This window comes from Streptomyces sp. JLSY215, assembly GCF_059682825.1.
In genome coordinates, this window is the sequence record NZ_CM185022.1 from 2,600,488 (window position 1) to 2,626,370 (window position 25,883).

Genomic DNA, 25,883 nt, shown 5'->3' on the forward strand with positions numbered 1-25,883 from the left:
CCGAGCCCGCCTGGAGTCCGTATGCGAGCCCACCGCTCCCCCGTCGTCGCCGCCATCGCCGTGGCCGCGACCCTGACCGCCGTCGCCGGCTGCGCCGAGAAGAGCGACGGCAAGAGCGCGGGCGGCAAGGGCACGGTCGAGGTGACCGCGACGGACAGCGAGTGCAAGGTTTCGGCCAAGGAGTTCCCGGCCGGGCATGTGCAGTTCGCCGTCCAGAACAAGGGCTCCAAGATCACCGAGGTGTATGTCTACGCGCCCGGCGACCGGATCGTGACCGAGCGGGAGAACATCGGGCCCGGCACCAAGGCGGAGATCACCGCCGAGATCAAGGCCGGTACGTACGAGATCGCGTGCAAGCCCGGTATGAAGGGCGGCGGCATCCGCCAGAAGGTGACCGCGACCGGCAAGGGCGCGACGGCCAAGCGGAACCCGCAGCTGGACGCCGCGGTCAGCGCGTACCGCAAGTACGCCCAGGAGCAGGCCGACCTGACCGTCCCCGCGGCGCAGAAGTTCGCCGACGCGGTGAAGGACGGGGACGTCGAGGCCGCGAAGAAGGCCTATGCCGTGTCGCGGATCGGCTGGGAGCGGACCGAGCCGGTGGCCGAGTCGTTCGGTGACATCGACCCCAAGGTCGACACGCGTGCGGACGGTCTGGCGGACGGCCAGAAGTGGACCGGCTGGCACAAGCTGGAGCAGTCCCTGTGGGAGAAGAAGAAGATCTCCGGGGACGACAAGAAGCTCGCCGACGAGCTGATGAAGGACCTCAAGGACTGGCAGGGGCGGGTCGGCAAGGCCGTGATCAACCCGACCACCATGGCCAACGGCGCCAAGGAGCTGCTCGACGAGGTGGCCACCGGCAAGGTCACCGGTGAGGAAGAGCGCTACAGCCACACCGACCTGATCGACTTCCACGCCAACGTCGAGGGCGCCCAGAAGGCGTACGAGCTGCTGAAGCCGGTCGCCGCCAAGAACGACCCGGCGCTGGCCAAGGAGCTGGACAAGCAGTTCAAGGCGATCCTCGGGCAGCTCGACAAGCACCGCGACAGCAAGTCCGCCGACGGCTTCGCCTCGTACGACACGGTCGGCAAGGGCGAGCGCAAGACCCTGTCCGACAGCGTCAACGCGCTGGCCGAGCCGCTGTCGAAGCTGGCCGCCGCGGTGGCCGAGAACAAGTAGTCCGGTACGGGAAAGGGAGGGACGTCGCATGTCCAACGACGAGACGAACGACGGCGCGGCCGGACGCGCCCCCTCGCGGCGGTCGCTGCTGGGCTGGGGAGGCGCGGGGCTGGCGCTCGGCGCGGTCGCGGCCGGCGGTACGGCGGCGGCGCTGCGCACCGGCAGTGACGCCCAGCCGGCCGGGGCGGATGCCACGGCGGGCGCCGCGGTCGCCTTCCACGGCGCCCACCAGGCCGGGATCGCCTCCGCGGTCCAGGACCGGCTGCACTTCGCCGCCTTCGACGTCACGACGGATGACCGCGACGAGCTGATCGCGCTGCTCAAGGAGTGGACGAAGGCGGCGGCGCGGATGACCGCGGGCGACGCGGTCGGCGACGGCGCGGTCGGCGGGCTGGCGGAGGCGCCGCCGGACGACACCGGCGAGGCGCTGGGCCTGCCGCCGTCCCGGCTCACCCTCACCTTCGGCATCGGCCCGTCGCTGTTCGAGAAGGACGGCAAGGACCGCTTCGGGATCAAGGGCCGACGGCCCGAGGCGCTGATCGATCTGCCGCAGTTCCCCGGCGACAACCTGGACAAGGCGCGCAGCGGCGGCGATCTGTGTGTGCAGGCCTGCGCGGACGATCCGCAGGTCGCGGTGCATGCGATCCGTAATCTGGCCCGGATCGGCTTCGGCAAGATAGCCATCCGCTGGTCGCAGCTGGGATTCGGCAAGACGTCCTCGACGACGCCGGACGCCCAGACCCCGCGCAACATGATGGGTTTCAAGGACGGCACCCACAACATCGCGGGCACCGACACCGCGGCGCTGGCCAAGCATGTGTGGGTCGGCGAGAAGGACGCCAAGGGCGACGCGGGCTGGATGGCCGGCGGCTCGTACCTCGTCGCGCGCCGGATCCGGATGCACATCGAGACCTGGGACCGCACCTCGCTCAAGGAGCAGGAGGACGTCTTCGGCCGGGACAAGGCCGAGGGCGCGCCGGTCGGCAAGAAGCACGAGCGGGACACCCCGCATCTGAAGTCGATGCTGCCGACCGCGCATGTCCGCCTCGCGCACCCGGACTCCAACGGCGGGGTGCAGATCCTGCGCCGCGGCTACTCCTTCACCGACGGTACGGACGGCCTGGGCCGGCTGGACGCGGGGCTGTTCTTCCTCGCCTACCAGCGCGACGTCCGCCATGGTTTCGTGCCGCTCCAGCAGAAGCTGGCGGCCAACGACGCCCTCAACGAATACATCCAGCACGTGGGTTCGGCGATTTTCGCGGTGCCGCCGGGCGTCCGGAACGCGGACGACTGGTGGGGCCGGGAGCTGTTCGCCTGACCCGTCCGACGCCGTCGGCACCGCCGTCGCCACCGTCGTCAACTTCATGAAGGAAGGGAAGAAACCGACGTGTTCGGCAACTACCTGATCGGTCTGCGCGAGGGCCTGGAAGCCAGCCTCGTGGTCTGCATCCTCATCGCCTACCTGGTCAAAACCGGCCGGCGGGAGGCGCTGCGGCCGGTCTGGACCGGCATCGCCATCGCGGTGGTGCTGTCGTTCGGCTTCGGGGCGGCGCTCCAGTTCGGCTCCCAGACGCTGACGTTCCAGGCGCAGGAGGCGCTCGGCGGCTCGCTGTCGGTCATCGCGGTGTGCCTGGTGACGTGGATGGTCTTCTGGATGCGGCGTACCGCGCGGCATCTGAAGAAGGAGCTGCACGGCAAGCTGGACGCGGCGCTCCAGATGGGCACGGTGGCGCTGGTGGTCACCGCCTTCCTGTCGGTCGGCCGCGAGGGCCTGGAGACCGCGCTGTTCATCTGGACGGCCGCCCAGTCCGCCAACGACGGTGTACGGCCGCTGATCGGCGCGCTGCTGGGGCTGCTGACGGCCGTGGTGCTGGGCTGGCTGTTCTACCGCGGCGCGGTACGGATCAACCTGGCGAAGTTCTTCACCTGGACCGGCGGAATGCTGGTGGTGGTCGCGGCGGGCGTGCTGGCGTACGGCTTCCACGATCTGCAGGAGGCCGACATCCTGCCGGGACTGAGCACCCAGGCGTTCGACATCAGCGCGCAGATCCCGGTCGACAGCTGGTACGGCACGCTGCTGAAGGGCATCTTCAACTTCCAGCCCGATCCGACGGTCCTTCAGGTCACGGTGTGGGCTCTGTATCTGATCCCCACGCTCGGGTTCTTCTTCGCCCCCGGTAGGGTGGCGCCGAATCGTGCCACCCCGGCGGGCTCCCAGTCCGCCCCGGTCGCCCCGAAGGAGCCCGAGCCCCATGACACGCAGGTCGCCGTTCCGGGTGCCCGCAACACTGACGTCGGCAGCGGCGGCAATGGTGATACTGAGCGGGTGCATGACGGTGCACGGCGAGCGGGAGATGGTGCCGGCGGTGACGAAGGCTGAGGGCGACAAGGCCCTCACGCGCTTCATCGACGGCTTCAACAAGATCCGCCGCACGCTCGACCCCGACCTGAACCCCACCTACGAGGCCGGCGCGATGCTCGCCCTCGACCAGGCGGAGGTCAAGGCGGCACACGGTATGAACCCCAAGGGCTCGCCGAACTCCGCGCCGGTGACGGTGAAGGACGCGCACTTCACCGTGCCCAAGCAGGCGGGCTGGCCGAGGGCGTTCATCGCGGATGCGCTCACCAACCTCAGGTCCCGCAGCACCGGTGAATTCATCCGCTGGTACCTGGTGTTCAGCCGGGACAGCATCGACGCACCGTGGCGCGTGGTCTATCAGGCGACGTTCACGAGCAGCAAGGCGCCCGAGTTCAAGATGGACGGCGGCTTCGCCGAGACCGTGCCGACGGGCGGCGGGTCGGGCCTGGCGGTGGACCCGGGCAAGCTGAGCAAGACGTACGCGGACTACCTCAACACCGGCAAGCCCGATGTCTTCGCGCCCGGCCCGCACACCGACGCATGGCGGACGAAGCGGGCCGAGGACGCCAACGGCGTGGGCTCGCGGATCCTGTACGAGGACTCCCCCGCGAACTTCCCGCCGGTCGCGCTGCGCACGGCGGACGGCGGGGCGCTGGTGTTCTTCGCGACCTTCTACCACCAGCAGAAGACGGTCTCCCCGGGGATGATCATCACGGTGGGGCCGGAGCTGCGGGGGATATTGAAGGGCCCGATGAAGAAGAAGACCACCCAGATGGCAATCTCCAACGTCTCGGGACAGGCGGTCAAGGTGCCGGCGAAGAGCGCCGGCGGCAAGGTCCAGTTCCTGTACCGGCTGGATGCGAAGACCTCGCTGACGGCGCAGTAGGACCGCACGCGCCGAGGGGCCGCCGGAAATCCGGCGGCCCCTCGGGCGTTTTCGCGGGCCGGGCCCGTCCCGTGCGGTCAGCGGCCGATCGGCCAGGCCGTGGTCTCGTGGTCGGGCGCGCCCTCGAGGAACTGGGCGCAGGCGTCGGTGAGCGACTCCAGCAGCGTCAGCGGGTCGGGCAGCGGCAGCTCGGGGCCGCGCAGCCAGGTCACCGCGGGCTGTTCGCCGGGCAGCGTCGAGGGGGGCAGCAGGACGTAGCTGCCGCGGCAGTGCCAGCGGAGCCCGGGATGCTCGTCGAGGGTCTCGGGGTGGCAGTCCAGCTCGCAGGGCCACCACTCGTCCTCGTCGTCCGGGGTGCCGCGGGTGGCGGTGAAGAACAGCATCCGGCCGTCGCCGAAGCCGGCGCCGCTGAGGGTCACGGGGCCGACGTCGATGCCCGCCGCGTCCAGCCGGCCCAGGGCGCTGCGGCCCGCCTCCACGGGGACGTCGAGCACGTCGTGGGCGATGCCGGTGGCGGTGATGAAGTTGGCCTGCGGGAGGGTGCGTACCCAGGCGGCGACCTTGTCGCGGTCGGTGGTGGCGACGGTCTGCCAGCCGAAGGAGACGGGATGCCGGCCGGGGGTGGGACAGCCGATGCGTTCACAGGAACAGCCGTAGCCGGAGGGGTGCGCCGCCGGGGCCACCGGGAAACCCGCGTCGGCCGCCGCCAGCAGCAGGTCCTCGCGGCCGCGCGCAGCCGTCGATCCCGTGTCCATGTCGCCGTCCGATCCGCTCTTCGGGCGGCGCAGCCACTGGGAGAACCTGCTCTTGCGGTCCATCTATCCCCTCACTTCGAGCGGTGGTCTGGGATCAATGCTGCCACCATCCTGCGCCTCGGGTGACCGGTGTACGGATCCGGGGTGAACGAATGGGGGGTGAATACCGGCAATTGCCGCCATCGCGGCAATCCGCCGGACCGGTCAGTCGCGTGTCCGCAGACCGCTCAAGGCCAGGTCGACCAGGGTGTCGACGTAGTCGTGGGTCAGTTCGCCGGTGCGCATCAGCCAGCGCTGTGAGAACGGACTCAGTACCAACTCGGCGGCCATCCGGGGGTCGATGCCGGTGGCCACCTCGCCGGATTCCTGGGCCGCGCGGATCCGGTCGGTGTAGACGCGGATGCCGGGCTCCAGCAGGCGGCCGACGAAGGTGCGGGAGAGTTCGGCGTCGGCGGCGCCGGCCGCCGCGAGGGCGCGGTAGGGGGCCTGGAAGGCGGGGTCGTTGAACTCGTCGGCGGTGGCCCGCAGCACGAACTTCAGATCCGCCGCCAGGTCCCCGGTGTCCGGCAGGCCCCGCTCGTAGTCCTCGTCGACCCCGGCGGTGAACGCGTCCAGGAGGACGGCGGCCTTGGAGGGCCACCAGCGGTAGATCGTCTGCTTGCCGACCCCGGCCCGGGAGGCGATGCCCTCGATCGTGAGTTTCTCGTAGCCGACCTCGCCGACCAGCGCGAGGGCGGCGTCGAAGATCGCGCGGCGGGAGCGTTCGCTGCGGCGGGAGGAGTCGGGGGCTGTCTTGTTCGCCATGCGGCCGAGTCTAGCCAGGGCATAAGGCGAGACGTATCGTCTCGAAATTGCTTGACGAGACGCATCGTCTTGCACCATGCTCGATGTCGAACGAGACGACCCGTCTCGCGATCGGTCGAGGGAAGGACGGAACCATGAGCAAGGGAAACGCAGGCGGCATGCTCGGCGTGGGCGGCACCCGCAACAAGCTCTCCCGCGGCGCCCTGCGCGGCGGCGGACAGGGCGGCCACGGAGCCGGAGGGCGCCCCGACCCGCAGGCCCAGCGACGCGAGCTGCTGCGCAGACTGCGGGAGGAACGCGGGGAACGGTAACCGGTTGCGGCACCCGGTGCGCCGACCGGGGTGGCGGCGGCGCGTCAGGCCCAGTCGTCGCCCCAGGCCGCGTCCCGGGCGGCGCGGTAATCGGCGCCGTGCCGCTTGGTGACGGTGGCGCGCCGCAGCCCCTCCTCCGGTGTGCACAGCTCCAACAGGACCTGTCCCTTGCGGAGTTGGGGCTTGCGGATGATCCGCGACGGGGCGGCGGGGGCGTCGAGGGTGGTGGCCGCGACGTAGCTGAACTTCTCGTCCTCGTACGGGAGGGAGCCGCCCTTGACCTGGCGGTGCAGCGAGGAGCGGCTGACCCGGGCCGAGAAGTGGCACCAGTCCTCACCGACGACGATGGGGCAGGTGTCGCTGTGCGGGCACGGCGCGAGCACCCGCAGGCCCGCCGCGATGAGCTGGTCGCGGGCCTCGCGGATGCGGAGATAGCCGTCGGGGGTGCCCGGTTCGATCAGTACGACGGACGTGGCGGTGGCGGCGGCCTCGACCACCGCCCGGCGGTCGTCGGGGCGCAGCTCGCCCAGGACGTAGGAGACGGTCACCAGGTCCGTGCCCGCCGGGACGGTCAGCCCCTCGCCGATCACCTGCCGCTGCCACCGGGTGTCGGGCAGGATCCCGGCGGCGAGTTCGCGGCCCAGGTCGAGGGCGGGCTGCGCCCAGTCCAGGACCGTGCTGCGGTGGCCCGCCCAGGTGGCGGCGGCGGCCCAGGTGGCGGCGCCGGTGCCGCCGCCGATGTCGACATGGGTGGCCGGGGACCAGTCCGGGACGCGGTCGGCGAAGGCGGTCAGCGCGGCCCGTACGGCCTCGAAGGTCGCGGGCATCCGGTAGGCGGCGTACGCGGCGACATCGGCGCGGTCGCGCAGGACCGGGGCGTCGGTGGGGGTGGTCCCCCGGTAGTTGGCGATCAGCCGGTCGACTGCCTGCGCGGCCTGCTTGGGCGGCAGGCCGTCGAGCAGGCCGGCCAGGGCGGCGCGCAGTTCCTCGTGCATTGGGCCAAGTTTACGGGGCCGCCGGGCGCCGCCCCGCCGGTCAGCGGACGACGGCGCGGGCCAGGCACGTCGCGGCGGCCGCGCGCGGGGCGCTGCCGCCGTTCGCGCGCCGCGGGTGGACGGTGTTGGCCAGCAGCACCAGGAACGTGTCGGTGGCCCGGTCCAGGACCAGGCTGGCGCCGGTGAACCCGGTGTGCCCGGCCGCGCCCCGGCCCGCCAACTCCCCCATGAAATACGGCTGGTCGACGCCGAAGCCGAGGCCCGGCGGATCGAGCAGGGCGGCCACCGCCTGCGGCCCGAGGATGCGGGCGGCACCGTACGCGCCGCCGCCCAGCAGCGCCCGGCACAGTACGGCCAGGTCCTGCGCGGTGGAGAACAGACCGGCGTGCCCGGCGACGCCGCCCAGCGCCCAGGCGTTCTCGTCGTGCACCACGCCGCGCAGCAGCCCCCGGTCCACCTTGGCCCACGGCCGCCGCTGGTCCTCCGTCGCCGCCACGCCCGGCGCCGCCAGCGGCCCGTAGGAGGTGGAGGCCAGGCCCAGCGGACGGCAGATGTCCTCCCGTACGAGGGCGTCCAGGCGGCGGCCGGTGAGCGACTCCACCACGAGCTGCAGCGCGATCATGTTGAGGTCGGAGTAGCCGTACGCGCCGCCGGGCGGGCCCGCCGGGGCGGCCGACTCCGCCCACAGCAGCGCCAGCTGGGCGGCGCGCCCCGTGCGCTCGTAGAAGGGCAGCTCGGGGCGCAGGCCCGAGGTGTGGGTGAGCAGCCGGCGGACCGTGACGCCGGGGGCGAAGGCGGGGAGATGGGCGTGCACCTCGTCGTCGAGGTCCAGGCGGCCGTACTCCACCTGCTGGAGGGCGACGATCGCGGTGAAGAGCTTGCTGAGCGAGGCGAGGTCGAAGACCGTACCGACCCGCATCGGCTCCCACAGGTCGCGGGGCAGATCCAGGCCGCGGTCCCGCTCGGGGTCATGCGCGCGATAGCGGACCGCCCAGCCGGCCGCGGCCTCGGCGGCGACGTACGGGCCGCGCCCGGCCAGCACCACCGCGCCCGCGCACCAGGCGGGCCGGCCCTCGGGCAGCGCCCGCACGCCGTGGACCAGCCGCTCCAGCCACGCGGGGTCGAGTCCCGCCTGGGCCGGGGTGCCGTGTCTGAGTACCGGTGCGTTCAGAGTGACTTCCTCTCGCCCGTCGTGCCGCCGACGCTCTCCCCCCTACGCTGCCACGGGCGGCACATCCCCAGGAAGCACACGAGCGCCAAAACGGCGCACGAAAGCTGTACGAGGGCCATCGGTACGGCCGTCCGCTCGCCCGCGATGCCCACCAGCGGGGAGGCGACCGCGCCGAGGAGGAACGTCGAGGTGCCCAGGAGGGCGGAGGCCGATCCGGCCGCGTGCGGGGTGCGCAGCAGGGCCAGGGTGTTGGTGCTCGGCATGACCAGACCCATCGCGGACATCAGGACGAAGAGGCCCGCGGCCATCGGCAGCAGGCCGACGTCACCGAAGATCCCGCAGGACATCAGCAGCAGCCCCGTCGCCGCCACCGCGATCACCGTCAGGCCGATGCCCAGCACCTTCTCGAAGCTGACCCGGCCGACCAGCACCTTGCCGTTGATCTGGCCGACCAGGACCAGGCCCACGGAGTTGATGCCGAACAGCAGGCTGAAGGTCTGCGGCGAGGCGCCGTAGATCTCCTGGACGACGAACGGCGAGGCGGAGATGTAGGCGAAGAGGGCGGCGAAGGCGAAGGCACCGACGAGGAGGTAGCCGGAGAAGACGCGGTCGGCGAGGAGATCCCGCATGGTGCGCAGGGCCTGGCCGAGGCCGCCGGAGTGACGCCGGGCGGGGGGCAGGGTCTCGTGCAGCTTGCGCCACACCAGGAGCGTGAGCAGTACGCCGACGGCGGTCAGGACGACGAAGACGCCGCGCCAGTCGGTGATCCGCAGGATCTGGCCGCCGATCAGCGGTGCCACCACCGGGGCGACCCCCGAGATCAGCATCAGCGTGGAGAAGAACCGGGCCATCTCCACACCGTCGTAGAGATCGCGCACCACCGCCCGCGCGATGACGATGCCGGCCGCGCCCGCTAGGCCCTGCAACAGGCGGAAGGCGATGAGGACTTCGGCGTTGGTGGCGAACGCACACAGCGCGGTCGCCAGGATGTAGATCACCATGCCGGCCAGCAGCGGGCGGCGGCGGCCCCACTTGTCGCTCATCGGGCCGACGATCATCTGGCCCAGGGCCATACCGGCCAGGCATGCCGTGAGGGTCAGCTGCACCGTGGCGGCCGGGCTGCGCAGCGCGGCGGTGACCTGCGGCAGGGCCGGCAGATACATGTCCATGGAGAGCGGCGGGACCGCCGTGAGGCCGCCGAGGACGAGGGTGACGAGAAGGCCGGTGCGGCGAGCCGCGGACGATGCAGCGGGTGCAGCCGCCGCCGGCGCCGCGTCCCGCCCGGATATGGCGGGCTGGTCCTCGGGGTCGGCCTGGGCGTCGGCCTGGGGCGGGACCTGGGCGGGGGCCTGGGGTTCGGCCTGCGGGTCGGCCGGGGATGCGGCCGCGCTGGGGCCGGGCTCCGTCATGAGCGTCTCCATGGGTGAGTGATGGCCGCACCATGGTGGCACGCACACGGCGGCGCCCGGCCGGGGTTTCGGCCCGTCCATTGGTCCTACGTCCGGTCCTGCGTCCGGTCCTGCGTCCTCCGGTGGACGGGCGCCCCTCCTCAGACCGGCTTCAGCCCCGGGTCACCCGCCTCGGAGACGAACGACGCGGCGGTCCGCACCGGCGCCCCGGGCGTGGTGACCGCGGACACCGTCCGGTAGTCGCCGCGCGCGGTGTCCTGCCCGAGGGTGACGGTCACATAGCCGCGCCGCCCGTTGTAGAACTTCAGATGCGGGTTGGCGGCCATGTACGTGCCCCAGTTGGCGGGCTTGTCCGCGCCGTCCTTGCCGCTGGCGATGGAGCTGGTCACGAACTCCACGCCCGCGGTGCGCGAGCCGGGGTCCTTGAAGTCCTTCTTGATGTCGAAGGCGTAGTGGACGTGCACATCGCCGGTGAGGACGACGAGGTTGTCCGCCCCGGCCGACTCCGCGCCCGCCAGCACCCGTTCCCGCGAGGCCGTGTAGCCGTCCCAGCCGTCCATGCTGACCTTGTAGGCGTCACCCGTGGCGCTGCGCCGCTCGGAGAACGTGACCTGCTGCGGTACCACGTTCCACCGCGCGGTGGAGGCCCGCCAGCCGTCGATCAGCCACCGCTCCTGCGCCGCGCCGGTCAGCGTGCGCTTCGGGTCCTGCGACTCCGGACCCGGCGCGTGCCAGCCGTCCCCGTACGCCTGGTCGGAGCGGTACTGACGGGTGTCGAGGATGTCGAACTGGGCGAGCTGCCCGAAGTGGATGCGGCGGTAGAGCTGGGCGTCCGCGCCCTTGGGCCGCTGCGGGCGGCGCAGCGGCTGGTTCTCCCAGTACGCCCGGTAGGCGGCGGCCCGGCGGATGAGGAACTCGGCGGGCGGGAGGTTGTCCTCGCTGATGTCGGAGGCGTAGTTGTTCTCCACCTCGTGGTCGTCCCAGGTGACGATGAAGGGGTGCGCGGCATGGGCGGCCTGGAGGTCCGGGTCGGACTTGTAGAGGGCGTAGCGCAGCCGGTAGTCGTCGAGGGTGACCGTCTCGCGGTCGAAGAGCGCGGGCAGCGTCCGGTCGGTGTAGTTGCGGGCGCCGCCGACCGCGTTGACCGGGTACTCGTAGAGATAGTCACCGAGGTGGAAGACGACGTCGAGGTCCTCCTGCGCCAGGTGGCGGTAGGCCGTGAAGTAGCCGTCGTGGTAGGCCTGGCAGGACACCGCGGCGAGCTTGAGGTCGGAGATCCGGGCGCCGCGGGCGGGGGCGGTGCGGGTGCGGCCGACAGGGCTGATCCAGTTGCCGGCGCGGAAGCGGTAGTAGTAGACGCGGTCGGGGGCGAGGCCGGTGGGCTCGATGTGCACGGAGTGGTTGAACTCCGGGTGCGCGTCGGCGCTGCCCTTGCCCGCGAGCCGCGTGAACTTCTCGTCGTAGGCGACCTCCCAGCGGACCGTGACTCTGGCGTTCGGCATGCCGTTGCCGACCTCGTACGGCCGCGGTGCGAGCCGCGTCCACAGGACCACGGACCCGGGCAGCGGGTCGCCGGAGGCCACGCCCAGGGTGAAGGGGTTCTCGCTGATCTTCCGGGCGTCGGCCTCCGCGGCGTGGGCGGCGCCGGCGCCCGGCAGGTTGGTCGCGAAGGCGAGCGCGGCGGCGGCGCCGGTGACGGTGAGAAAGCGGCGGCGGCCGACGTGCGCCGCGGCGGCCCGGATCTCCTGCTCGTGCGCCGGGGTCTGCTGCTGGTGCGCGGCGTGGTGAGTCATCTGCCCCTCCCCTGACGGTGGTTGTCACCAGTCATTGGAGGGGTGGGTCCTGGCGCGGCGCTGTCCTCGATCCGACGCATACATGACAGCCGCATGAGGACTGGGCCCGCAAGGGGCACCCCGGGACAATCGCGGCACCTCGCCATGGCGCGGGCCCGGCGCGCCGACCCGCCGCGCCGGGCCCCGGCCACATGCTGGGCACCGTCCGCTCCGCTCCCGGTGTCGCGTTTACGCTGCCGCCATGGCACAGAACACGAACGAGGCCGGCGCGACGGACGGGGCGGACGGGCCGGGCCGGACGGACCGGGCCGAGACGGCTCCGGCCCACGGCAAGGTGGCCGTCGTCACCGGCGCCGGTTCCGGCATCGGCCGGGCGGTCGCCCGGGAGCTGCTCGCCGCCGGCTGGCATGTGGTCCTGGCCGGACGGCGCCCGGAAGCCCTCGACGAAACGGCCCGGCAGGTCGGCGACCTCGGCGCCGGCGGCCCCACGGCCGTCCCGGTACGCACCGATGTCACCCGCCCCGACGAGGTCGACGCCCTGTTCGCCGCCGTCCGCGACCGGTTCGGCCGTCTGGACCTGCTCTTCAACAACGCGGGCACGTTCGGCAGGCCCGGCCCCCTGGAAGAGCTGTCGTACGACGACTGGCGCGCGGTCGTCGACGTCAACCTCACCGGCTCCTTCCTCTGTGCCCAGGCCGCGTTCCGCGCCATGAAGGAGCAGGACCCGCAGGGCGGCCGGATCATCAACAACGGCTCCATCTCCGCCCATGTCCCGCGTCCGCACTCCATCGCCTACACCGCCACCAAGCACGCCATGACGGGCCTGACCAAGTCCCTCTCCCTGGACGGCCGTCCGTACCGGATCGCCTGCGGACAGATCGACATCGGCAACGCCGCGACCGAGATGACCGGCCGGATGCAGACCGGCATCCTCCAGGCCAACGGCGAGACGGCGGTCGAGCCCGTGATGGACGCGGCGGACGTCGCCCGCACGGTGCGGCACATGGCCGGGCTGCCGCTGGAGGCGAACGTCCAGTTCGCGACGGTCATGGCGACCGCCATGCCGTACATCGGGCGGGGCTGAATTCCGCCGCGTTCCGCCGCATTCCTCTGTTCCTCTGCGTTCCTCTGCGTTCCTCTGCGTTCCTCTGCGTTCCTCCGCGCTGACGGGGAATAGCCGGACGCGAGCGTCGCGTTCCCCCGACATGACCAAGGACAACGCCGCCCAGGACGCCGCCCGGACCACCCCCGAGGTCCTGCGCTACACCGCCTTCTCGACCGACCCGAAGGGCGGCAACCAAGCCGGCGTCGTCCTCGACGCCGCGGGCCTGGACGACGCCGCGCAGCTCGCCATAGCGGCCGAAGTGGGCTATTCGGAGACGGCGTTCCTCACCCCGCCGCCCGAGGGCCTGGGCGGCGAGCCGGGCCGCGCCTTCACCATCCGCTACTTCAGCCCGCTCGCGGAGGTGGCGTTCTGCGGCCATGCGACGGTCGCCACCGCCGTCGCCCTCGCCGAGCGGATCGGCCCCGGCGACCTCCTCTTCGCGACCCAGGCGGGCCCGGTCCCGGTCACCGTCAGCGAGGAGTCCGGCGTCCTCCAGGCCACCCTCACCAGCGTCGCACCGCACGTCGAGGACGTCACCGACGCCGACCTCACCGAGGCCCTGGCCGCCCTCGACTGGCCCGCCGCCGACCTCGACCCGGCCCTGCCGCCCCGTATCGCCTTCGCCGGCAACAACCACCTCGTCCTCGCCGCCGCCACCCGCGACCGCCTCGCCGACCTCGACTACGACTTCGACCGTCTGGCCGCCCTGATGCACCGCCTCGACCTGACCACCCTTCAGCTGGTCTGGCGCGAGTCGGAGTCGGTCTTCCACGTCCGCGACCCGTTCCCGGTGGGCGGCGTCGTCGAGGACGCGGCAACGGGCGCCGCGGCGGCCGCCTTCGGCGCGTACGCCCGGGAGCTGGCCCTGGTCACGGAGCCGGCCACGCTCACCCTGCACCAGGGCCACGACATGGGCCGGCCGGGCCTGCTGACGGTGGAGCTGCGCGCGGGGGACCCGCGGTCGCACGTCAGCGGGACGGCGACCGCCCTCGGGGAGGACTGAGCGGGACGCGGGGCCCCGCGCCCCGCACCCCACTCACCCCAGCGGGTCGTCCACCCACGCGATCAGCGCCGACAACCCCACGACGATCGCCACCAGCGCACCGAACACCAGCAACGGTCGTGCGTGATACGCGAATTGACGTCCACGTCCACGTCCACGCCCGGCGCCCCGCCCGGACGCCCGCGGATGCGCGCGCGGCCCCGCACCCCGGCCGCCGCTCCGCAGCCCCAGCGCCCGGGCGATCCGCCGTTTCCAATAAACCAGCCGGTAGTAGTGCCTGAGCACCGCATCCCCCGTACGTCTTTTCGAAGAAATCCGTACGAGGGTACTGGCGCACCGTGCGCACGGGCCCGGTGGCGACGAGCCGGAGCCCGCCGACGGCCGGTACGGCCATCGGCGGGCTCGACTACGAGGGATCAGGGCCGCCTACCAGCCGCCCTCCTGCTCGTCCGGGTCCTGCCACCAGCCGTTCTGGCAGACGCGGCCCTCGGGGTCGCGGTCGCCCTCCGCGTAATCCCCGTACCCCGTCGTCTCACCGTTGGGGCCCTGACCCCAACTGGTGTAGTAGTACCGGCACCCCTGCCCCTGCACCTGCACCGCCTGAGCGGCGGGCACCGCCGCCAGTCCGGCCCCCAGCACCATCAGTCCGGCAATCGCGGCACGCGTCAGCTTTCCCATGAACCAGCCTTTCCCTGCACCAGTGGCCGGACTTTTTCATCCGGCACGGAGAAATTCCGGAGAGGTCAGAAATCCACCCCACGGGGGCGGGCACAAGGAATTCATCACCCCCGCACGGAAATTCAGACCCCTCCGGAACGCCGCCACATTAGCCCGCGGCACGGACGGCGCCGCACTACCCGATCGGACGAGTTTGACCGGCCGCGACACGGAGCATAAAGGCACAAACCAGCCTGTGACCAGGGGCTATGGAGACTCGAACCATCGAGACGAGTGAGCCCCGACGTCACACTTCACGCACCGCACCGCACATTTCACGCCTTTCCTCTCGACGCCGGAACACGCACCTTCCACGCCGCGGCCAATATCCCCGGGCATCGGCGCAATTTCCGGTCGTCCCGCTTTCCCCGTAACGGTCCATCACCCCAGAGGAAGGAATGGCGAGGACCCGCAAGGCAGCACACGGAAAATCCGTCGGCCGACGGAGGCCGAGCGGCGACCGGGCCCAACACCGCGTCCCGACAAGCCAGTTGGGGCCACCCCGCGGCGCGGGCACCCACCCCCGGGCGATTTCACAATCGCACAATCACGTAGGGTGGTGCAGTGCGAGGGAGCCCGCACCCGGCCTTCCGGCGACCAACCTCGGGCCGGTGAGGGCTCCCTGCGTGGAACCCGCTGTCGCTTCTCGCGTTCACGAAAGGGGACTCCCCATGCAGTCTACGGAAGCTCACCCGCCACCCCCTCGCGCCGGCCGATGGCGCGGCTATCGCCGGCTCGCGGCCACCAACTTCGTACGCGGCGCCTCGTACGCCTGCGGCACGGCGGTCATCGGCCTCGTGACGTGGTGGGTACAGAACCGCTGACCCAACGCGCCCCGCCGCAGCCCGCGCGGTGAAGACCGAGCGGGCGGCGGCATCCGCCCCGACTACTGAGACCGTTCCTTTTCGGCCAGCTCCTCCGGCGTGCCGACGAAGGCGCGACGGCAGCCCGGCGGGAGTCGCTCGACGACCATCGCGATGGCGGCCTCCGCGGTCGGGGCGGGACCGACGCTCTGGGACCGCGCGGGCCCGCCGACGAGGAAGCCGCCGCCCATCATCGGGGCGATGTACGGGACGTCCCAGGTCCAACGCGGCTCCGTGCACCGGCTGAAGTGCAGCTCGGCCATGCCGACCCAGGGGAACAGCTGCCGTAGCCGCGGCTCGGCGTAGGCGGCGCGCAGCAACCGGCCGTCCACGCGGCGGGCCGCGAGCAGCTTCTGCCATGCGGCCTCGATGATGTCGTCCTCAGGCGCACCCTCCGTCATGCCCCGCATTCTGCTAGTCACCGAACGATTTCGGCCAGCTCGCGGCGATAACTCTTGACCACTCTTTGGGGCACGCCTGCCCTCCGGAGGGCGAACGTTCCGTGCCGTCCCGTACAAGCCGGGCGGACGGGTACGAGACGGTCGGGCGGCCGTGGTGCCGCCGCTCCCCGTGGCCGGGCCACGCGCCGGCACGGCCGAGAACCCTCACTCCGGACGGGGCTCGGGCAACAGGTGCCGGAAGGCGGCGGACGAGTCGGCCTGTACGCCGGGTTCTGTCTCCCCCGGTCCTTGCGGGCCGAGGGGAGGCGGCCATCCATCTAGGGCTGCCGTTGCCGACAGCCTCGTGCGGTCTACCCGCGGACTCGGGCGGGCAGCCCTCGATCGTCCGCGCAGAGCCGTCATCCCGTTCGGAATGGCGGCTCCTCTTGACCTTGCTCCGGGTGGGGTTTACCTAGCCCTCCGAGTCACCTCGGAGGCTGGTGGTCTCTTACACCACCGTTTCACCCTTACCGGGACCTTGCGGCCCCGGCGGTCTGTTTTCTGTGGCACTGTCCCGCGGGTCACCCCGGGTGGGCGTTACCCACCACCCTGCCCTGTGGAGCCCGGACGTTCCTCGGGGAGACCAGAAGATCTCCACGCGGCCGCCCGGCCGGCTCGTCCGCCGTGCCGACCATGCTACCTGGCGCGCTCCGGCGGCTTGACCTTGCCGCGACGGCAACGTTTCTACTGGCCCCATGAGGATCGGAGAACTCGCCGGACTGGTCGGCGTCAGCACCCGCGCCGTGCGCCACTACCACCACCTGGGGCTGCTGGCCGAGCCCGAACGCCGGGCCAACGGCTACCGGGAGTACGGGCTGCGGGACGCGGTGGCGCTCGCGCGGCTGCGGCGGCTGACGGAGCTGGGTCTCGGGCTGGATGAGGTGCGGGACGTGCTGGCCGACGATTCGGGGCGCGAACTGCACGAGGTGCTGGCCGAGCTGGATGCGGACCTGGCCCGCCAGGAGGCGGAGATCGGGGCGCGGCGGGCCCGGCTGGCCGCCCTGCGGCGGCAGGCCGAGGAGCACGGCGGACTTCCCGCGGAGGGCCCGGTGTCGGACGAACTGGCCGCGCTCTTCGGGGAGATGGCCCGTACGTCCGCCGCGCGTCCCGGTCCCGAGCCCGCAATGGCGGCGAAGGAACGGGAGGTGCTGGCGCTGCTGGAGTCCACGGCGGGCGGAACGGAGGGCGAAGCGGCGGGCAAGCGGATGGTGGAGCTGCTGGGGGAGGTGAGCGCGGCGCCGGGGGCGATGGAGCGGACGTACGAGGTGTACGGCCTGCTCGATGCGCTGGCAGTGGCCGCGCCGGACGATCCCCGGGTGGCGCAGGCCGCGCAGGCGCTCGCCGACTGCATTCCGGACACGGTGATCGCCGGGATGGACGCGCAGCACTGGGGGCGGGCCGCCGGGGAGGGCGCGGCGGCGGACGACGGGTTCCTCGCGGCGTACTACGCGCATTTCGCGCCCGCGCAGGCGGAGGCCGTGCGGCAGGCGATCCGGCTGCTCGCGGAGCGGGCCCGGTGAGCCGGGGCGGCACGCTGCGCCGGGTGGCCGCGCACGAGGCCCGGTCGCTGGCCGGTCTGGTGTGGTGGGCGGCGCGGCGCCGGATCGGCGTGAGGGCGGGCGAGCGGGCCCTGCCGTACGCGGCGGGGCAGGCGGCGTTCGTGTACGCGCTGACGTTCGTGTGCGGGGTGGAGACCGTCGGGGTGGGTGTGCTGCTCGCGAACCATCCGGTGCCGCATGCGGTGATGCTGGTCGTCGATGTCTACACGGTGCTGATGATGCTGGGGTTCCAGGCGACGGCGGTCACCCGGCCGCATGTGCTCGGGGCGGACACGCTGCTGCTGCGGGCCGGCGCCCGGATGGAGATACGGATCCCTCTGGAGGCGGTCGTCTCCGTACGCCACGACCTGCGGTCCGGTGGCGACGGCAAGGGCGCGGACGGGGCGGTGGCGATGGCCGTGGGCGGGCAGACCTCCGTGACGGTCGAGCTGGCCGAACCGGTCGTGGCCGTGCGGCTGTCGGGGCGGCGGGAGGCGGTGCGTACGGTGCGGTTCCATGCCGATGACGCGCGGGGCGCGGTGGCGGCGGTACGGGCGGCGGCCGGGGAGAAGGCCCCCGTCAGGCAGGAGTGAAGCGGACCGGGGCGTGGGCCGGGTCGGCGGCGGTCAGCCGGACCCGGATGTGGTGGCCGAGGGGCAGGTCCGGGCCGTCGGGGGCGGATTCGATGCGGCCGATGACGGCCGGGTCGCAGAGGTGGACGGTGCCCTGGGTGGCGTCCTCCTCATCGGTCTCGACCACCAGGCCGTCGAAGACCTCGCCCACCCGGTCGTGCAGCAGCGCCGCCTCCACCAGGTCGACGCAGGCCCGCTCGACCTGGTTGGCGCGCTGGGTGCCGGTCTCCATCTCGTGCGGCAGGGCGGCCAGCGCGCCACGGACCCAGTCGGCCGGTTCGCTGCCGGCCGAGGCCGCCAGGCACAGCTCGGAGGTGTAGCGGTCGACGAGGCGCCGCAGCGGCGCGGTGGCGTGCGCGTAGGGGGCGGCGACGGCGGCGTGCTGCGCGGCCGAGGCGTTCGGCGGGGCGCCGTCGAAGGCGGTGTAGCCGGCGCCGCGCAGCAGGGTGGTGCACTCCTGGAGGAAGGCCGCATGGGCGGCGCGGCGCGGGTCGAGGGTGCGGATGAGGGCGGCGTAGGACGTGTGGTGGGGCCAGTCGACGCCGAGGGCGCGGGCGGTCAGCCGGAGGCGGGCCACGGAGCCGTCGGGGGCGAGGGGCAGCGTGCGCAGGATGCCGGTGCCGGCGGCGAGCATCAGCTCGGCCGCGGCCATGCCGGTGAGCAGGGAGATCTGGGCGTTCCAGCCGTCCGCCGGGAGCGGCGCGCGGAAGGCGAGGGTGTAGCGGCCGCCCCGCTCGACGATCTGCTGCTCGGGGACGTTGAGGGAGATCGCGCCCCGGGCGACCTCCAGCTCCTCCCGCAGTAGGCCGATCTCGCGGAGCAGGGCGAGCGGTTCCTCGGCGGTCCTGTCGTCGATGGCCCGCTGGACCCCCGCGTAGTCGAGCCGGGCGCGGGAGCGGACCAGGGCGCGGCGTACGGAGGTGGCGGTCAGGGCGCCCTGCGCGTCGAGGTCGTGCTGCCACAGGACGGCCGGGCGGTCCTGGTCGGGCAGCAGGCTGGCGGCGCCCTCGCTGAGGGTGTGCGGATGCAGCGGGATCCGTTCGTCGGGGAAGTAGAGGGTGGCCACGCGGTGGTGCGCCTCGGCGTCGAGGGCGCCGCCGGGGGTCACGAAGGAGGCCACGTCGGCGATGGCGTAGTGGATACGGAAACCGCCGCCGGGCCGCCGGGACAGGAACATGGCCTGGTCGAGGTCGAGGGAGCCGGGCGGGTCGATGGTGAAGAGCGGGAGGTCGGTGGCGTCCTCGAGGGTGTGCTCGGTCACCACTGCGCCGTCGGGGGCCGGGATGCGCGGGGCTCGGGCGGCGCTCTCCGCCTCGGCCTGGGCCGTGGGCGGGAAGTGGTCCGGGATCTCCAGCTGTGCACGCAGGTCGTGCAGCGCGGCGCGCAGCGGCGCCTCGGCAGCGTCGGTCACATGCATATGGCGACGGGGCATGTAACCGAGCGTATGGTGGGCCGCCGCCTGCGGCGCGGTGTGATCGTCCGCCCCGGGCGCGCCCTTTCCGCCGGGTGTGTCCTCATCGCGCGCGTGGCCCCTCTCTCCCCCGCCTGAGCGCGTTCCCGTTCTCGCCGCTCGAACGGGTTCTTCGGACGCGGGCCGCAGGCCATACGCTTTCCCGGGGCCGCACCCCCGCCCGTACCGCCGTGAAGGAGAACACCGTGCTCGTGCTGTTGCCGCCGTCCGAGGGGAAGGCCGCGGGGGAGAGCGGCCCGACGCTGGACGTGGGATCGCTGTCGCTGCCGGGGCTGAACTCGGCGCGGGAGGCGGTGCTGGAGGAGCTCGTCGAGCTGTGTGCGGCGGATGAGGCCAAGGCCCAGGAGGTGCTCGGGCTCAGCCAGGGGCTGCGGGGCGAGATCGCCAAGAATGCCGGGCTGCGGACGGCGGGGACGCGGCCGGCCGGGGAGATCTACACCGGGGTGCTCTACGACGCCCTGGGGCTGGCCTCTTTGGACGGGCGGGCGCGGCAGCTGGCCGAGGAGTCGCTGCTGGTGTTCTCGGGGCTGTGGGGCGCCGTGCGGATCGGCGACCGGATTCCGTCCTACCGCTGCTCTATGGGCGTGAAGCTGCCGGCGCTGGGCGCGCTGGGTGCCTACTGGCGGGCGCCGATGGCCGAGGTGCTGCCCGAGGCGGCCGGGGACGGCCTGGTGCTCGATCTGCGGTCGGCGGCGTATGCGACGGCGTGGAAGCCCAAGGGCGAGGTCGCGGGGCGGACCGCCACGGTGCGGGTGCTGCAGTCGAAGATCGTGGACGGGGTCGAGAAGCGCTCGGTGGTGAGCCACTTCAACAAGGCGACCAAGGGGCGGCTGGTCCGGGACCTGCTGAGCGCGGGGCTGCGGCCGGCCGGTCCGGCGGAGCTGGTGGAGGCGCTGCGCGGGCTCGGTTACGCGGTGGAGGCCGAGGCCCCGGCCAAGGGCGGCAAGGCATGGGCCCTCGATGTGATCGTGACGGAGCTGTAGGGCGGCCGACGTCCGAGGTCCTGGCGGACCACCCGGGCGATTGCAACATGCGCAACGCTCGTTGCGAGGAATGGATGGTGCGCGCACCATGGGCGGCGTGACCAGCGCCGCCTCCGCCCCCGTGCCCGCCCCTGCACCCGCTTCCTCCCACGAGCTCTCCACCTCGGTCGAGCAGGGAGGACCCCCGTCCTCCGTTCTCGGGCTCGCCCCCGTCATCCCGGTCGTCGTGCTGGAGGACGCCGCCGACGCCGTGCCGCTCGCCCGTGCGCTCGTCGCGGGCGGGCTGCCGGCCATCGAGGTGACCCTGCGGACGCCCGCCGCGCTGGACGCCGTCCGGGCCATCGCCGACGAGGTCCCGGACGCGGTGGTCGGCGCCGGCACCCTGCTCGTCCCCGAACATGTCGAGGCGGCCCGCGCGGCCGGTTCCCGGTTCCTGGTCAGCCCCGGCTGGTCGCCGCGGCTGCTGGGGGCGATGAAGGACTCCGGGGTGCCGTTCCTGCCGGGCGTCTCGACGGTCTCGGAGGTGGTGACCCTGCTCGACGAGGGCATCACCGAGCTGAAGTTCTTCCCGGCCGAGGCGGCGGGCGGGGTGCCCTACCTCAGGTCGCTGGCCTCCCCGCTGCCGCGGGCCCGCTTCTGCCCGACCGGCGGAATCACCCTGGCCTCGGCGCCCTCGTACCTGGCCCTGCCGAACGTGGGCTGCGTCGGCGGCACCTGGATGCTCCCGGCCGATGCGCTGGCCGCGAAGGACTGGGACCGGGTGCGTCAACTCGCCCGGGAGGCCGCGCAGTTGGCGCTCTGAGACCGGGGCGTGCGGCGGCCTGCGGCAGTGCCGGCGATGTACGGCAGCGGACTGACACGACTGCCCGATGACTGCCTGACGACCACCTGCCGACTGACCGGCGGCTGCCCGATGGCTGCCTGACGACTGCCCGGCGGCTGCCACCGTTCGCCCCACGCGAAGGGCCCGGCGCACCGGACGTCCGATGCTCCAGGCCCTTTTCCCGTACGGGGTCGCCTACCGCAGATGCGCCGTCTCGTTCAGCAGCCGCAACGACGCGTTCCCGTCCGCGTAGTACGCCACCGCCGACAGCGACGCCGCCGACAACTCCATCCGGAACAGCGACTCGGGCGGGGCACCCAGCGCCAGCCGGACCAGGGTCTTGATCGGCGTGACATGCGTGACCAGGAGGACGGTCTTGCCCGTGTAGCGGGCGATCAGCTTGTCGCGGGCGACCGCGACCCGGCGGGCGACCGTGGCGAACGACTCGCCGCCACCGGTGGGCGCCGCCTTGGCGGAGCCGAGCCAGGCGTCGAGGTCCTCGGGGAAGCGCTCGCGCACCTCGGCGAAAGTCAGCCCCTCCCACGCGCCGAAGTCCGTTTCCCGCAGGCCCTCTTCGATACGGACCTCCAGGCCGAGCCGGGCGGCGACCGCCCCGGCCGTCTCCCGGCAGCGCCGCAGCGGTGAGCTGACGACGGCCTGGATCGAGCCCCGGGCGGCGAGCGCGGCGGCGGTGGCCTCGGCCTGGCGGCGGCCGGCGGCGGAGAGTTCGGGATCGCCGCCGCCGCTGCCGGAGAACCGCTTCTCGGGGGTCAGCGCCGTCTCGCCGTGCCGCAGCAGGACGAACGTCGCGGGCACCCCGAGGTCGGGGGCGCCCCAGCCGGACGGCGGGCCCGCCGCCTCGGTCGCCCCGGCGGCCTCGGCGGCCTCCGCGGCTTCGTCGGCGGCCCGCGCGGCGGCGCTGCGGGCGGGCGCGGCCGAGGTGGCGAGCGCCGCCTTGGAGTCGCGGGGCTCCCACTGCTTGCCGATCTTGCCCGCGTCCATCGCCTCGTTGGCGAGCCGGTCGGCGTGCTTGTTCTTCTCCCGGGGGATCCACTCGTAGGTGACCCGGTCGGACGGGAAGACCTTCTTCGCCTCGGCGGCCAGCGGCTTCATGTCCGGGTGCTTGATCTTCCAGCGGCCCGACATCTGCTCGACGACGAGCTTGGAGTCCATCCGGACATGGACGGTGGCCTCGGGGTCCAGGGTGTGCGCGGCGCGCAGCCCGGCCACCAGGCCCTTGTACTCGGCGACGTTGTTGGTCGCGGTGCCGATGAACTCGGCGGCCTCGGCCAGCGCCTCACCGGTCGCCGGGTCGAGGACCACCGCGCCGTAGCCGGCCGGCCCCGGGTTGCCCCGGGACCCGCCGTCGGCCTCGACGATGAACGTCCGCGCCATGGCCTACAGGCCCGAGTCGGGCGTGCGGACCAGGATGCGGGTGCAGTTCTCACACCGCAGGACGGTGTCGGCGGCGGCCGCCCGCACGTCGTTGAGCTCGGTGATGTTGAGCTCCAGGCGGCAGCCCTCGCAGCGGCGCTGGTAGAGGCGGGCCGCGCCGACGCCGCCCTCCTTGGTGCGGATCTTGTCGTAGAGCTTGAGGAGGTCGGCCGGGATGTCGGCGACGGTCAGCTCGCGCTCCTTGGTGACCGTGTCGCGCTCGGCGTCGATCTCGGCGAAGGCGGCGTCCCGGCGCGCGGCGGCGTCATCGACCTTGGCCTGGATGGCCTCGACCCGACCGGAGAGTTCGCCGACCCGCTCCTGGGCGGCCTCGCGACGCTCCATGACCTCGAGGACGACGTCCTCCAGGTCGCCCTGCCGCTTGGCGAGCGAGGTCAGTTCGTGCTGGAGGTTCTCCAGGTCCTTGGGGGAGGTGACGGCTCCGGAGTCCAGGCGCTTCTGGTCGCGGGCGGCACGCTGGCGCACCTGGTCCACGTCCTGCTCGGCCTTGGTCTGCTCGCGGCTGGTGTCGCTCTCCTCGGTCTGCGCGGCAACCAGCAGGTCGCGCTGCTGGGTGAGGTCGGCCTCCAGGGTCTGCAGCTCGGCGAGCTCGGGCAGGTTCTTGCGCCGGTGCGCGAGCTGGGTGAGCCTCACGTCCAGGGCCTGGATGTCGAGGAGGCGGATCTGGTCGGCGGGCGCGGCGTTCAGCGGGGGGCTCCTGGGGTATTCGTCGGGGCGGTGAAGGGGGCGGACGCCGCGTGGGCGGTCCAGGGGTCGGTGACCGTACGGGAGACATGCGTACGCAGGCCCCAGCCGTGCCGGTCGGAGACCGCGTCGAGCTGTGCCGCGGCCTGCTCGCACCACGGCCATTCGGTGGCCCAGTGGGCGGCGTCGAGCAGTGCCAGCGGAGTCTGCTGGGTGGCCTCGGAGGCCGGGTGGTGGCGCAGGTCGGCGGTGAGGAACGCGTCCACACCGGCCGCCCGTACGTCGTCGAAGAGGCTGTCGCCGGAGCCGCCGGAGACGGCGACCGTGCGGATCTCACGGCCCGGGTCGCCGGCCGCCCGGATGCCCTGCGCGGTGGCCGGCAGCCGGGCCGCGGCGTACGAGGCGAAGTCGGCCAGCGTCATCGGGTGCGCCAGCTCGCAGATCCGGCCGAGGCCGCGACGGCCGGCCGGGTCGCTCGCGTCCGGCACCAGCGGGCCGAGGATGCGCAGATCCAGGGCTCCGGCCAGGGCGTCGGAGACGCCGGGGTCGGCGGTGTCGGCGTTGGTGTGCGCGACGTGCAGCGCGATGTCGTGCTTGATCAGGGTGTGCACGGCCCTGCCCTTGAAGGTCGAGGCCGCGACCGTCGTCGTACCGCGCAGATAGAGCGGGTGGTGCGTGACGAGGAGGTCGGCGCCGAGCTGCACCGCCTCGTCGACGATTTCCTGGACCGGGTCGACGGCGAACAGCACGCGGCGGACCTCCGCGGAGGGGTCTCCGCAGACCGTGCCGACGGCGTCCCACCCTTCGGCCCGCTCGGGGGGCCAGAGGGCGTCGAGCGCGGCGAGGACTTCAGACAGTACGGGCACGGGTGGAAGGTTACCTCCCGGCTGTGACAGGGCGCGGGGCCGCGGCTCCGGCGACCGCATGCGCAGCACAACCGCCCCACGCGCGACCGGCGAACCGGACAACCGCCACCCTTATGCGTGAAGTGTGGCAACTCTCGTTGATCGGCCGGAAGTGCGAAAACTACCGTCGCTTCCTGACTGGAGGTGACCACCCGATGACGATCTGTGCCACCGAGGGCGCCACGGTGCTCGACAGCCCGCACCGCGCGGCGCTGACGATCGCCGCCGACGGCTCGTACGCCGCCCGGCTCGCCCGTCACGACGACGCCGCCGGGAGCCGGTTTCCGGAGCGCTGGACGCTGAGCGGCCCGGAGCCGTACGCCGTACCGCTGCCCGGCAGCCAGCCCGAGGAGCCGGACAGCGAACTGCTCCCGCTCGCCGACGGCCGGGTACTGATCCTGCGCCGGATCGCCGACCGCTACGCGGTCTCCCTGCTGTACCCGACGGGCCCCGGGACCGGCGAACTCCTGTTGGGCATCGTCACGACACCGGGGCTGACGCTGCTGCCGCCCGTGCCGGGCGGCATGCTCGGCTACGGCCTGGCCACCGGGTCGCACGGCACCGAGCTGTGGCGGGTGCACGGCGGCGCGCACGGCCCCGAGCGGGTCACCGAGATCCCGGGGCGCTGCACGGGCGGCGTGTGGCTGGATCGCGACGGTCGGCTGCTGGCCCTGGACCAGGAGCTGACGGGCCGGACCAAGACCGTGGTGGTCGACCTGGAGCGGGGCGGCGGGGTCAGCCCGCTGCTGCAGATCACCGAGGACAGCAACGACCGTCTGCTGATGGCCGATCCGGACAGCGGACTGCTGCTGCTGAGGTCGGACGCCCCCGGGCACGACCGGATGGGCTGGGGTGTGCTCGGCAGCAGCCTGCCGGTGCGCTTTCCCGAATGCCTGCGGCCGGCCGACGGTTTCGTCACGCCGTTCGCCGTGCAGCCGGGCCGGGTGCTGATGCCGGAGAGCTGCGCGGTGGCGTTCCGGATCGATACCGCCGACGGGCCGCGGCTGGGCGTATGGCAGCCGTCGGGGCGGCAGTTGCGGCAGCTCCCGGTGCCGGAGGGGTGGCTGGCGGGGACGGGGCTGTGGACGGCGGGCGGCGAACTGCTGCTGCCCTGCGCGACGGACGCGCGGCCGTGCGGGGTGGCGCGGATGGCCGTACCGCTGGGGCCCGTACCAAGCAGGGGTGCGGGTGCGGGTTCGTGCGCGGGTGCAGGCGCGGAGGTGGCCGCGCGGACAGGCGAGGGCGCGGGTGCCGGGCACGGCCCCTCCGTGGAGGTCGTCGCCAGGAGCGGGGACGGGATTGTCCCGGATGCGGGGGATGCCGACGACGGCTCCACACCATCTGCACAACTTCCGGACGGCTGCGCGGAACCGCCCGGCATCCCCGCGCATCCCCACATGTGCAGGCCAGTACCCCTGCAGCAGGCACCCCTGGCGGCCCCGGAGGCCCGGTGGAGCGCTATTTCCCGCCAAGTTAGAATTCCGTCGGGGGCTACGCAGCCGGTTGACCCGGCCACCGACAGTTCCGCTTGGGGCAAGCCCCTGCGGTTGCTGGGGGAGGTCCCGACGCGTACAGCTGTAAGCGATCTGACGGAGTGACTCTTTC

The 25,883-nt window shown here is 72.8% G+C and carries 25 protein-coding genes and 1 other RNA gene; 13 read left to right on the plus strand and 13 right to left on the minus strand.

From position 1 onward, the window contains the following. The first annotated feature begins 21 nt into the window (after window positions 1-21). From efeO to AC5677_RS11620, 4 genes are all read left to right on the plus strand, one after another. Entirely contained in the window at window positions 22-1,176 is a 1,155-nt protein-coding gene (gene efeO, locus AC5677_RS11605; RefSeq protein WP_497194951.1) for an iron uptake system protein EfeO, read from the plus strand. 28 nt (window positions 1,177-1,204) lie between these two features. Then, window positions 1,205-2,494 (plus strand): iron uptake transporter deferrochelatase/peroxidase subunit, encoded by a 1,290-nt coding sequence (gene efeB / locus AC5677_RS11610; protein WP_497194952.1) that lies wholly within the window; start codon window positions 1,205-1,207, stop codon window positions 2,492-2,494. A 69-nt stretch (window positions 2,495-2,563) separates the two neighbouring features. Continuing rightward, the gene (efeU, locus tag AC5677_RS11615) at window positions 2,564-3,556 is read left to right on the plus strand and encodes an iron uptake transporter permease EfeU (protein WP_497194953.1); all 993 of its coding nucleotides are present in this window, start codon (window positions 2,564-2,566) and stop codon (window positions 3,554-3,556) included. Then, complete coding sequence (locus tag AC5677_RS11620; protein ID WP_497194954.1) at window positions 3,486-4,421, plus strand: SCO2278 family lipoprotein; 936 nt, start codon at window positions 3,486-3,488, stop codon at window positions 4,419-4,421. Before efeU ends, AC5677_RS11620 begins: the two co-directional genes overlap by 71 nt. 77 nt (window positions 4,422-4,498) lie before the next feature. Here AC5677_RS11620 and AC5677_RS11625 read toward each other — a convergent pair whose 3' ends face one another. Both AC5677_RS11625 and AC5677_RS11630 read right to left on the minus strand, forming a co-directional pair. Then, on the minus strand, window positions 4,499-5,239 hold the full coding sequence (locus AC5677_RS11625) for a bifunctional DNA primase/polymerase (protein ID WP_497194955.1): 741 nt from the start codon (window positions 5,237-5,239) through the stop codon (window positions 4,499-4,501). A gap of 141 nt (window positions 5,240-5,380) precedes the next feature. After that, window positions 5,381-5,980, minus strand: a complete 600-nt coding sequence (locus tag AC5677_RS11630) for a TetR/AcrR family transcriptional regulator (protein WP_497194956.1) — start codon at window positions 5,978-5,980, stop codon at window positions 5,381-5,383. 134 nt (window positions 5,981-6,114) lie between these two features. Between AC5677_RS11630 and AC5677_RS11635 the strand changes: the two genes are divergently transcribed. Beyond that, window positions 6,115-6,291: a DUF6243 family protein gene (locus AC5677_RS11635; RefSeq protein ID WP_497194957.1), complete on the plus strand. Its 177-nt coding sequence runs from the start codon at window positions 6,115-6,117 to the stop codon at window positions 6,289-6,291. A gap of 44 nt (window positions 6,292-6,335) precedes the next feature. On the opposite strand, the gene AC5677_RS11640 is transcribed toward AC5677_RS11635, so the two are convergent. The 4 genes from AC5677_RS11640 to AC5677_RS11655 all read right to left on the minus strand — a co-directional run bounded on the left by AC5677_RS11640 (window position 6,336) and on the right by AC5677_RS11655 (window position 11,659). Continuing rightward, window positions 6,336-7,286, minus strand: a complete 951-nt coding sequence (locus tag AC5677_RS11640; RefSeq protein ID WP_497194958.1) for a small ribosomal subunit Rsm22 family protein — start codon at window positions 7,284-7,286, stop codon at window positions 6,336-6,338. A 40-nt stretch (window positions 7,287-7,326) separates the two neighbouring features. Further along, the gene (locus AC5677_RS11645; RefSeq protein WP_497194959.1) at window positions 7,327-8,376 is read right to left on the minus strand and encodes a serine hydrolase domain-containing protein; all 1,050 of its coding nucleotides are present in this window, start codon (window positions 8,374-8,376) and stop codon (window positions 7,327-7,329) included. Window positions 8,377-8,453: 77 nt separating this feature from the next. Next, window positions 8,454-9,866: a multidrug effflux MFS transporter gene (locus AC5677_RS11650; protein WP_497194960.1), complete on the minus strand. Its 1,413-nt coding sequence runs from the start codon at window positions 9,864-9,866 to the stop codon at window positions 8,454-8,456. Between the two features lie 140 nt (window positions 9,867-10,006). Continuing rightward, a complete protein-coding gene (locus tag AC5677_RS11655; protein ID WP_497194961.1) occupies window positions 10,007-11,659 on the minus strand; it encodes an alkaline phosphatase D family protein in 1,653 nt (550 codons plus the stop codon). Between the two features lie 241 nt (window positions 11,660-11,900). On the opposite strand from AC5677_RS11655, the gene AC5677_RS11660 reads away from it, so the two are divergent. Then, window positions 11,901-12,743, plus strand: coding sequence for an SDR family oxidoreductase (locus tag AC5677_RS11660; RefSeq protein WP_497194962.1), 843 nt, complete (start codon window positions 11,901-11,903; stop codon window positions 12,741-12,743). A 121-nt stretch (window positions 12,744-12,864) separates the two neighbouring features. Beyond that, complete coding sequence (locus tag AC5677_RS11665; RefSeq protein ID WP_497194963.1) at window positions 12,865-13,767, plus strand: PhzF family phenazine biosynthesis protein; 903 nt, start codon at window positions 12,865-12,867, stop codon at window positions 13,765-13,767. 426 nt (window positions 13,768-14,193) lie between these two features. Here AC5677_RS11665 and AC5677_RS11670 read toward each other — a convergent pair whose 3' ends face one another. After that, window positions 14,194-14,445, minus strand: coding sequence for a hypothetical protein (locus AC5677_RS11670; protein WP_497194964.1), 252 nt, complete (start codon window positions 14,443-14,445; stop codon window positions 14,194-14,196). A 710-nt stretch (window positions 14,446-15,155) separates the two neighbouring features. On the opposite strand from AC5677_RS11670, the gene AC5677_RS11675 reads away from it, so the two are divergent. Then, window positions 15,156-15,308, plus strand: coding sequence for a hypothetical protein (locus tag AC5677_RS11675; RefSeq protein ID WP_497194965.1), 153 nt, complete (start codon window positions 15,156-15,158; stop codon window positions 15,306-15,308). 62 nt (window positions 15,309-15,370) lie between these two features. On the opposite strand, the gene AC5677_RS11680 is transcribed toward AC5677_RS11675, so the two are convergent. Next, a complete protein-coding gene (locus tag AC5677_RS11680) occupies window positions 15,371-15,748 on the minus strand; it encodes a DUF6193 family natural product biosynthesis protein (RefSeq protein WP_497194966.1) in 378 nt (125 codons plus the stop codon). Between the two features lie 245 nt (window positions 15,749-15,993). Then, window positions 15,994-16,405, minus strand: an RNA gene (rnpB, locus tag AC5677_RS11685) — RNase P RNA component class A. Between the two features lie 77 nt (window positions 16,406-16,482). Here rnpB and AC5677_RS11690 point away from each other — a divergent pair. Continuing rightward, on the plus strand, window positions 16,483-17,307 hold the full coding sequence (locus AC5677_RS11690) for a MerR family transcriptional regulator (protein WP_497194967.1): 825 nt from the start codon (window positions 16,483-16,485) through the stop codon (window positions 17,305-17,307). Beyond that, a complete protein-coding gene (locus AC5677_RS11695) occupies window positions 17,304-17,918 on the plus strand; it encodes a hypothetical protein (RefSeq protein WP_497194968.1) in 615 nt (204 codons plus the stop codon). Before AC5677_RS11690 ends, AC5677_RS11695 begins: the two co-directional genes overlap by 4 nt. On the opposite strand, the gene AC5677_RS11700 is transcribed toward AC5677_RS11695, so the two are convergent. After that, complete coding sequence (locus AC5677_RS11700) at window positions 17,905-19,389, minus strand: RNB domain-containing ribonuclease (RefSeq protein WP_497194969.1); 1,485 nt, start codon at window positions 19,387-19,389, stop codon at window positions 17,905-17,907. The genes AC5677_RS11695 and AC5677_RS11700 overlap by 14 nt on opposite strands. Window positions 19,390-19,613: 224 nt before the next feature. Between AC5677_RS11700 and yaaA the strand changes: the two genes are divergently transcribed. Both yaaA and AC5677_RS11710 read left to right on the plus strand, forming a co-directional pair. After that, complete coding sequence (gene yaaA / locus AC5677_RS11705; protein WP_497194970.1) at window positions 19,614-20,411, plus strand: peroxide stress protein YaaA; 798 nt, start codon at window positions 19,614-19,616, stop codon at window positions 20,409-20,411. Window positions 20,412-20,499: 88 nt separating this feature from the next. After that, a complete protein-coding gene (locus AC5677_RS11710) occupies window positions 20,500-21,213 on the plus strand; it encodes a bifunctional 4-hydroxy-2-oxoglutarate aldolase/2-dehydro-3-deoxy-phosphogluconate aldolase (protein ID WP_497194971.1) in 714 nt (237 codons plus the stop codon). A gap of 216 nt (window positions 21,214-21,429) precedes the next feature. Here AC5677_RS11710 and AC5677_RS11715 read toward each other — a convergent pair whose 3' ends face one another. From AC5677_RS11715 to AC5677_RS11725, 3 genes are read right to left on the minus strand one after another with little or no spacing between them, the layout of a single operon-like run. Beyond that, complete coding sequence (locus AC5677_RS11715) at window positions 21,430-22,629, minus strand: bifunctional RNase H/acid phosphatase (RefSeq protein WP_497194972.1); 1,200 nt, start codon at window positions 22,627-22,629, stop codon at window positions 21,430-21,432. Between the two features lie 3 nt (window positions 22,630-22,632). Then, entirely contained in the window at window positions 22,633-23,376 is a 744-nt protein-coding gene (locus tag AC5677_RS11720; RefSeq protein WP_497196588.1) for a zinc ribbon domain-containing protein, read from the minus strand. After that, the gene (locus AC5677_RS11725; RefSeq protein WP_497194973.1) at window positions 23,373-24,239 is read right to left on the minus strand and encodes a Nif3-like dinuclear metal center hexameric protein; all 867 of its coding nucleotides are present in this window, start codon (window positions 24,237-24,239) and stop codon (window positions 23,373-23,375) included. Before AC5677_RS11725 ends, AC5677_RS11720 begins: the two co-directional genes overlap by 4 nt. A gap of 194 nt (window positions 24,240-24,433) precedes the next feature. Between AC5677_RS11725 and AC5677_RS11730 the strand changes: the two genes are divergently transcribed. Then, window positions 24,434-25,876 carry a hypothetical protein gene (locus AC5677_RS11730; protein ID WP_497194974.1) on the plus strand — a complete coding sequence of 481 codons (1,443 nt, stop codon included), beginning with the start codon at window positions 24,434-24,436 and terminating at the stop codon, window positions 25,874-25,876. The last annotated feature ends 7 nt before the right edge of the window (window positions 25,877-25,883 follow it).

Excerpts from the sequence above, each read along its gene's own strand:
- efeO (WP_497194951.1), top strand. The coding sequence starts at position 22 with ATGCGAGCCCACCGCTCCCCCGTCGTCGCCGCCATCGCCGTGGCCGCG.
- efeB (WP_497194952.1), top strand. The coding sequence starts at position 1,205 with ATGTCCAACGACGAGACGAACGACGGCGCGGCCGGACGCGCCCCCTCG.
- AC5677_RS11620 (WP_497194954.1), top strand. The coding sequence starts at position 3,486 with ATGGTGATACTGAGCGGGTGCATGACGGTGCACGGCGAGCGGGAGATG.
- AC5677_RS11625 (WP_497194955.1), bottom strand. The coding sequence starts at position 5,239 with ATGGACCGCAAGAGCAGGTTCTCCCAGTGGCTGCGCCGCCCGAAGAGC.
- AC5677_RS11630 (WP_497194956.1), bottom strand. The coding sequence starts at position 5,980 with ATGGCGAACAAGACAGCCCCCGACTCCTCCCGCCGCAGCGAACGCTCC.
- AC5677_RS11635 (WP_497194957.1), top strand. The coding sequence starts at position 6,115 with ATGAGCAAGGGAAACGCAGGCGGCATGCTCGGCGTGGGCGGCACCCGC.
- AC5677_RS11640 (WP_497194958.1), bottom strand. The coding sequence starts at position 7,286 with ATGCACGAGGAACTGCGCGCCGCCCTGGCCGGCCTGCTCGACGGCCTG.
- AC5677_RS11650 (WP_497194960.1), bottom strand. The coding sequence starts at position 9,866 with ATGACGGAGCCCGGCCCCAGCGCGGCCGCATCCCCGGCCGACCCGCAG.
- AC5677_RS11655 (WP_497194961.1), bottom strand. The coding sequence starts at position 11,659 with ATGACTCACCACGCCGCGCACCAGCAGCAGACCCCGGCGCACGAGCAG.
- AC5677_RS11660 (WP_497194962.1), top strand. The coding sequence starts at position 11,901 with ATGGCACAGAACACGAACGAGGCCGGCGCGACGGACGGGGCGGACGGG.
- AC5677_RS11665 (WP_497194963.1), top strand. The coding sequence starts at position 12,865 with ATGACCAAGGACAACGCCGCCCAGGACGCCGCCCGGACCACCCCCGAG.
- AC5677_RS11670 (WP_497194964.1), bottom strand. The coding sequence starts at position 14,445 with ATGGGAAAGCTGACGCGTGCCGCGATTGCCGGACTGATGGTGCTGGGG.
- AC5677_RS11675 (WP_497194965.1), top strand. The coding sequence starts at position 15,156 with ATGCAGTCTACGGAAGCTCACCCGCCACCCCCTCGCGCCGGCCGATGG.
- AC5677_RS11680 (WP_497194966.1), bottom strand. The coding sequence starts at position 15,748 with ATGACGGAGGGTGCGCCTGAGGACGACATCATCGAGGCCGCATGGCAG.
- AC5677_RS11690 (WP_497194967.1), top strand. The coding sequence starts at position 16,483 with ATGAGGATCGGAGAACTCGCCGGACTGGTCGGCGTCAGCACCCGCGCC.
- AC5677_RS11700 (WP_497194969.1), bottom strand. The coding sequence starts at position 19,389 with ATGCCCCGTCGCCATATGCATGTGACCGACGCTGCCGAGGCGCCGCTG.
- AC5677_RS11710 (WP_497194971.1), top strand. The coding sequence starts at position 20,500 with ATGGGCGGCGTGACCAGCGCCGCCTCCGCCCCCGTGCCCGCCCCTGCA.
- AC5677_RS11715 (WP_497194972.1), bottom strand. The coding sequence starts at position 22,629 with ATGGCGCGGACGTTCATCGTCGAGGCCGACGGCGGGTCCCGGGGCAAC.
- AC5677_RS11730 (WP_497194974.1), top strand. The coding sequence starts at position 24,434 with ATGACGATCTGTGCCACCGAGGGCGCCACGGTGCTCGACAGCCCGCAC.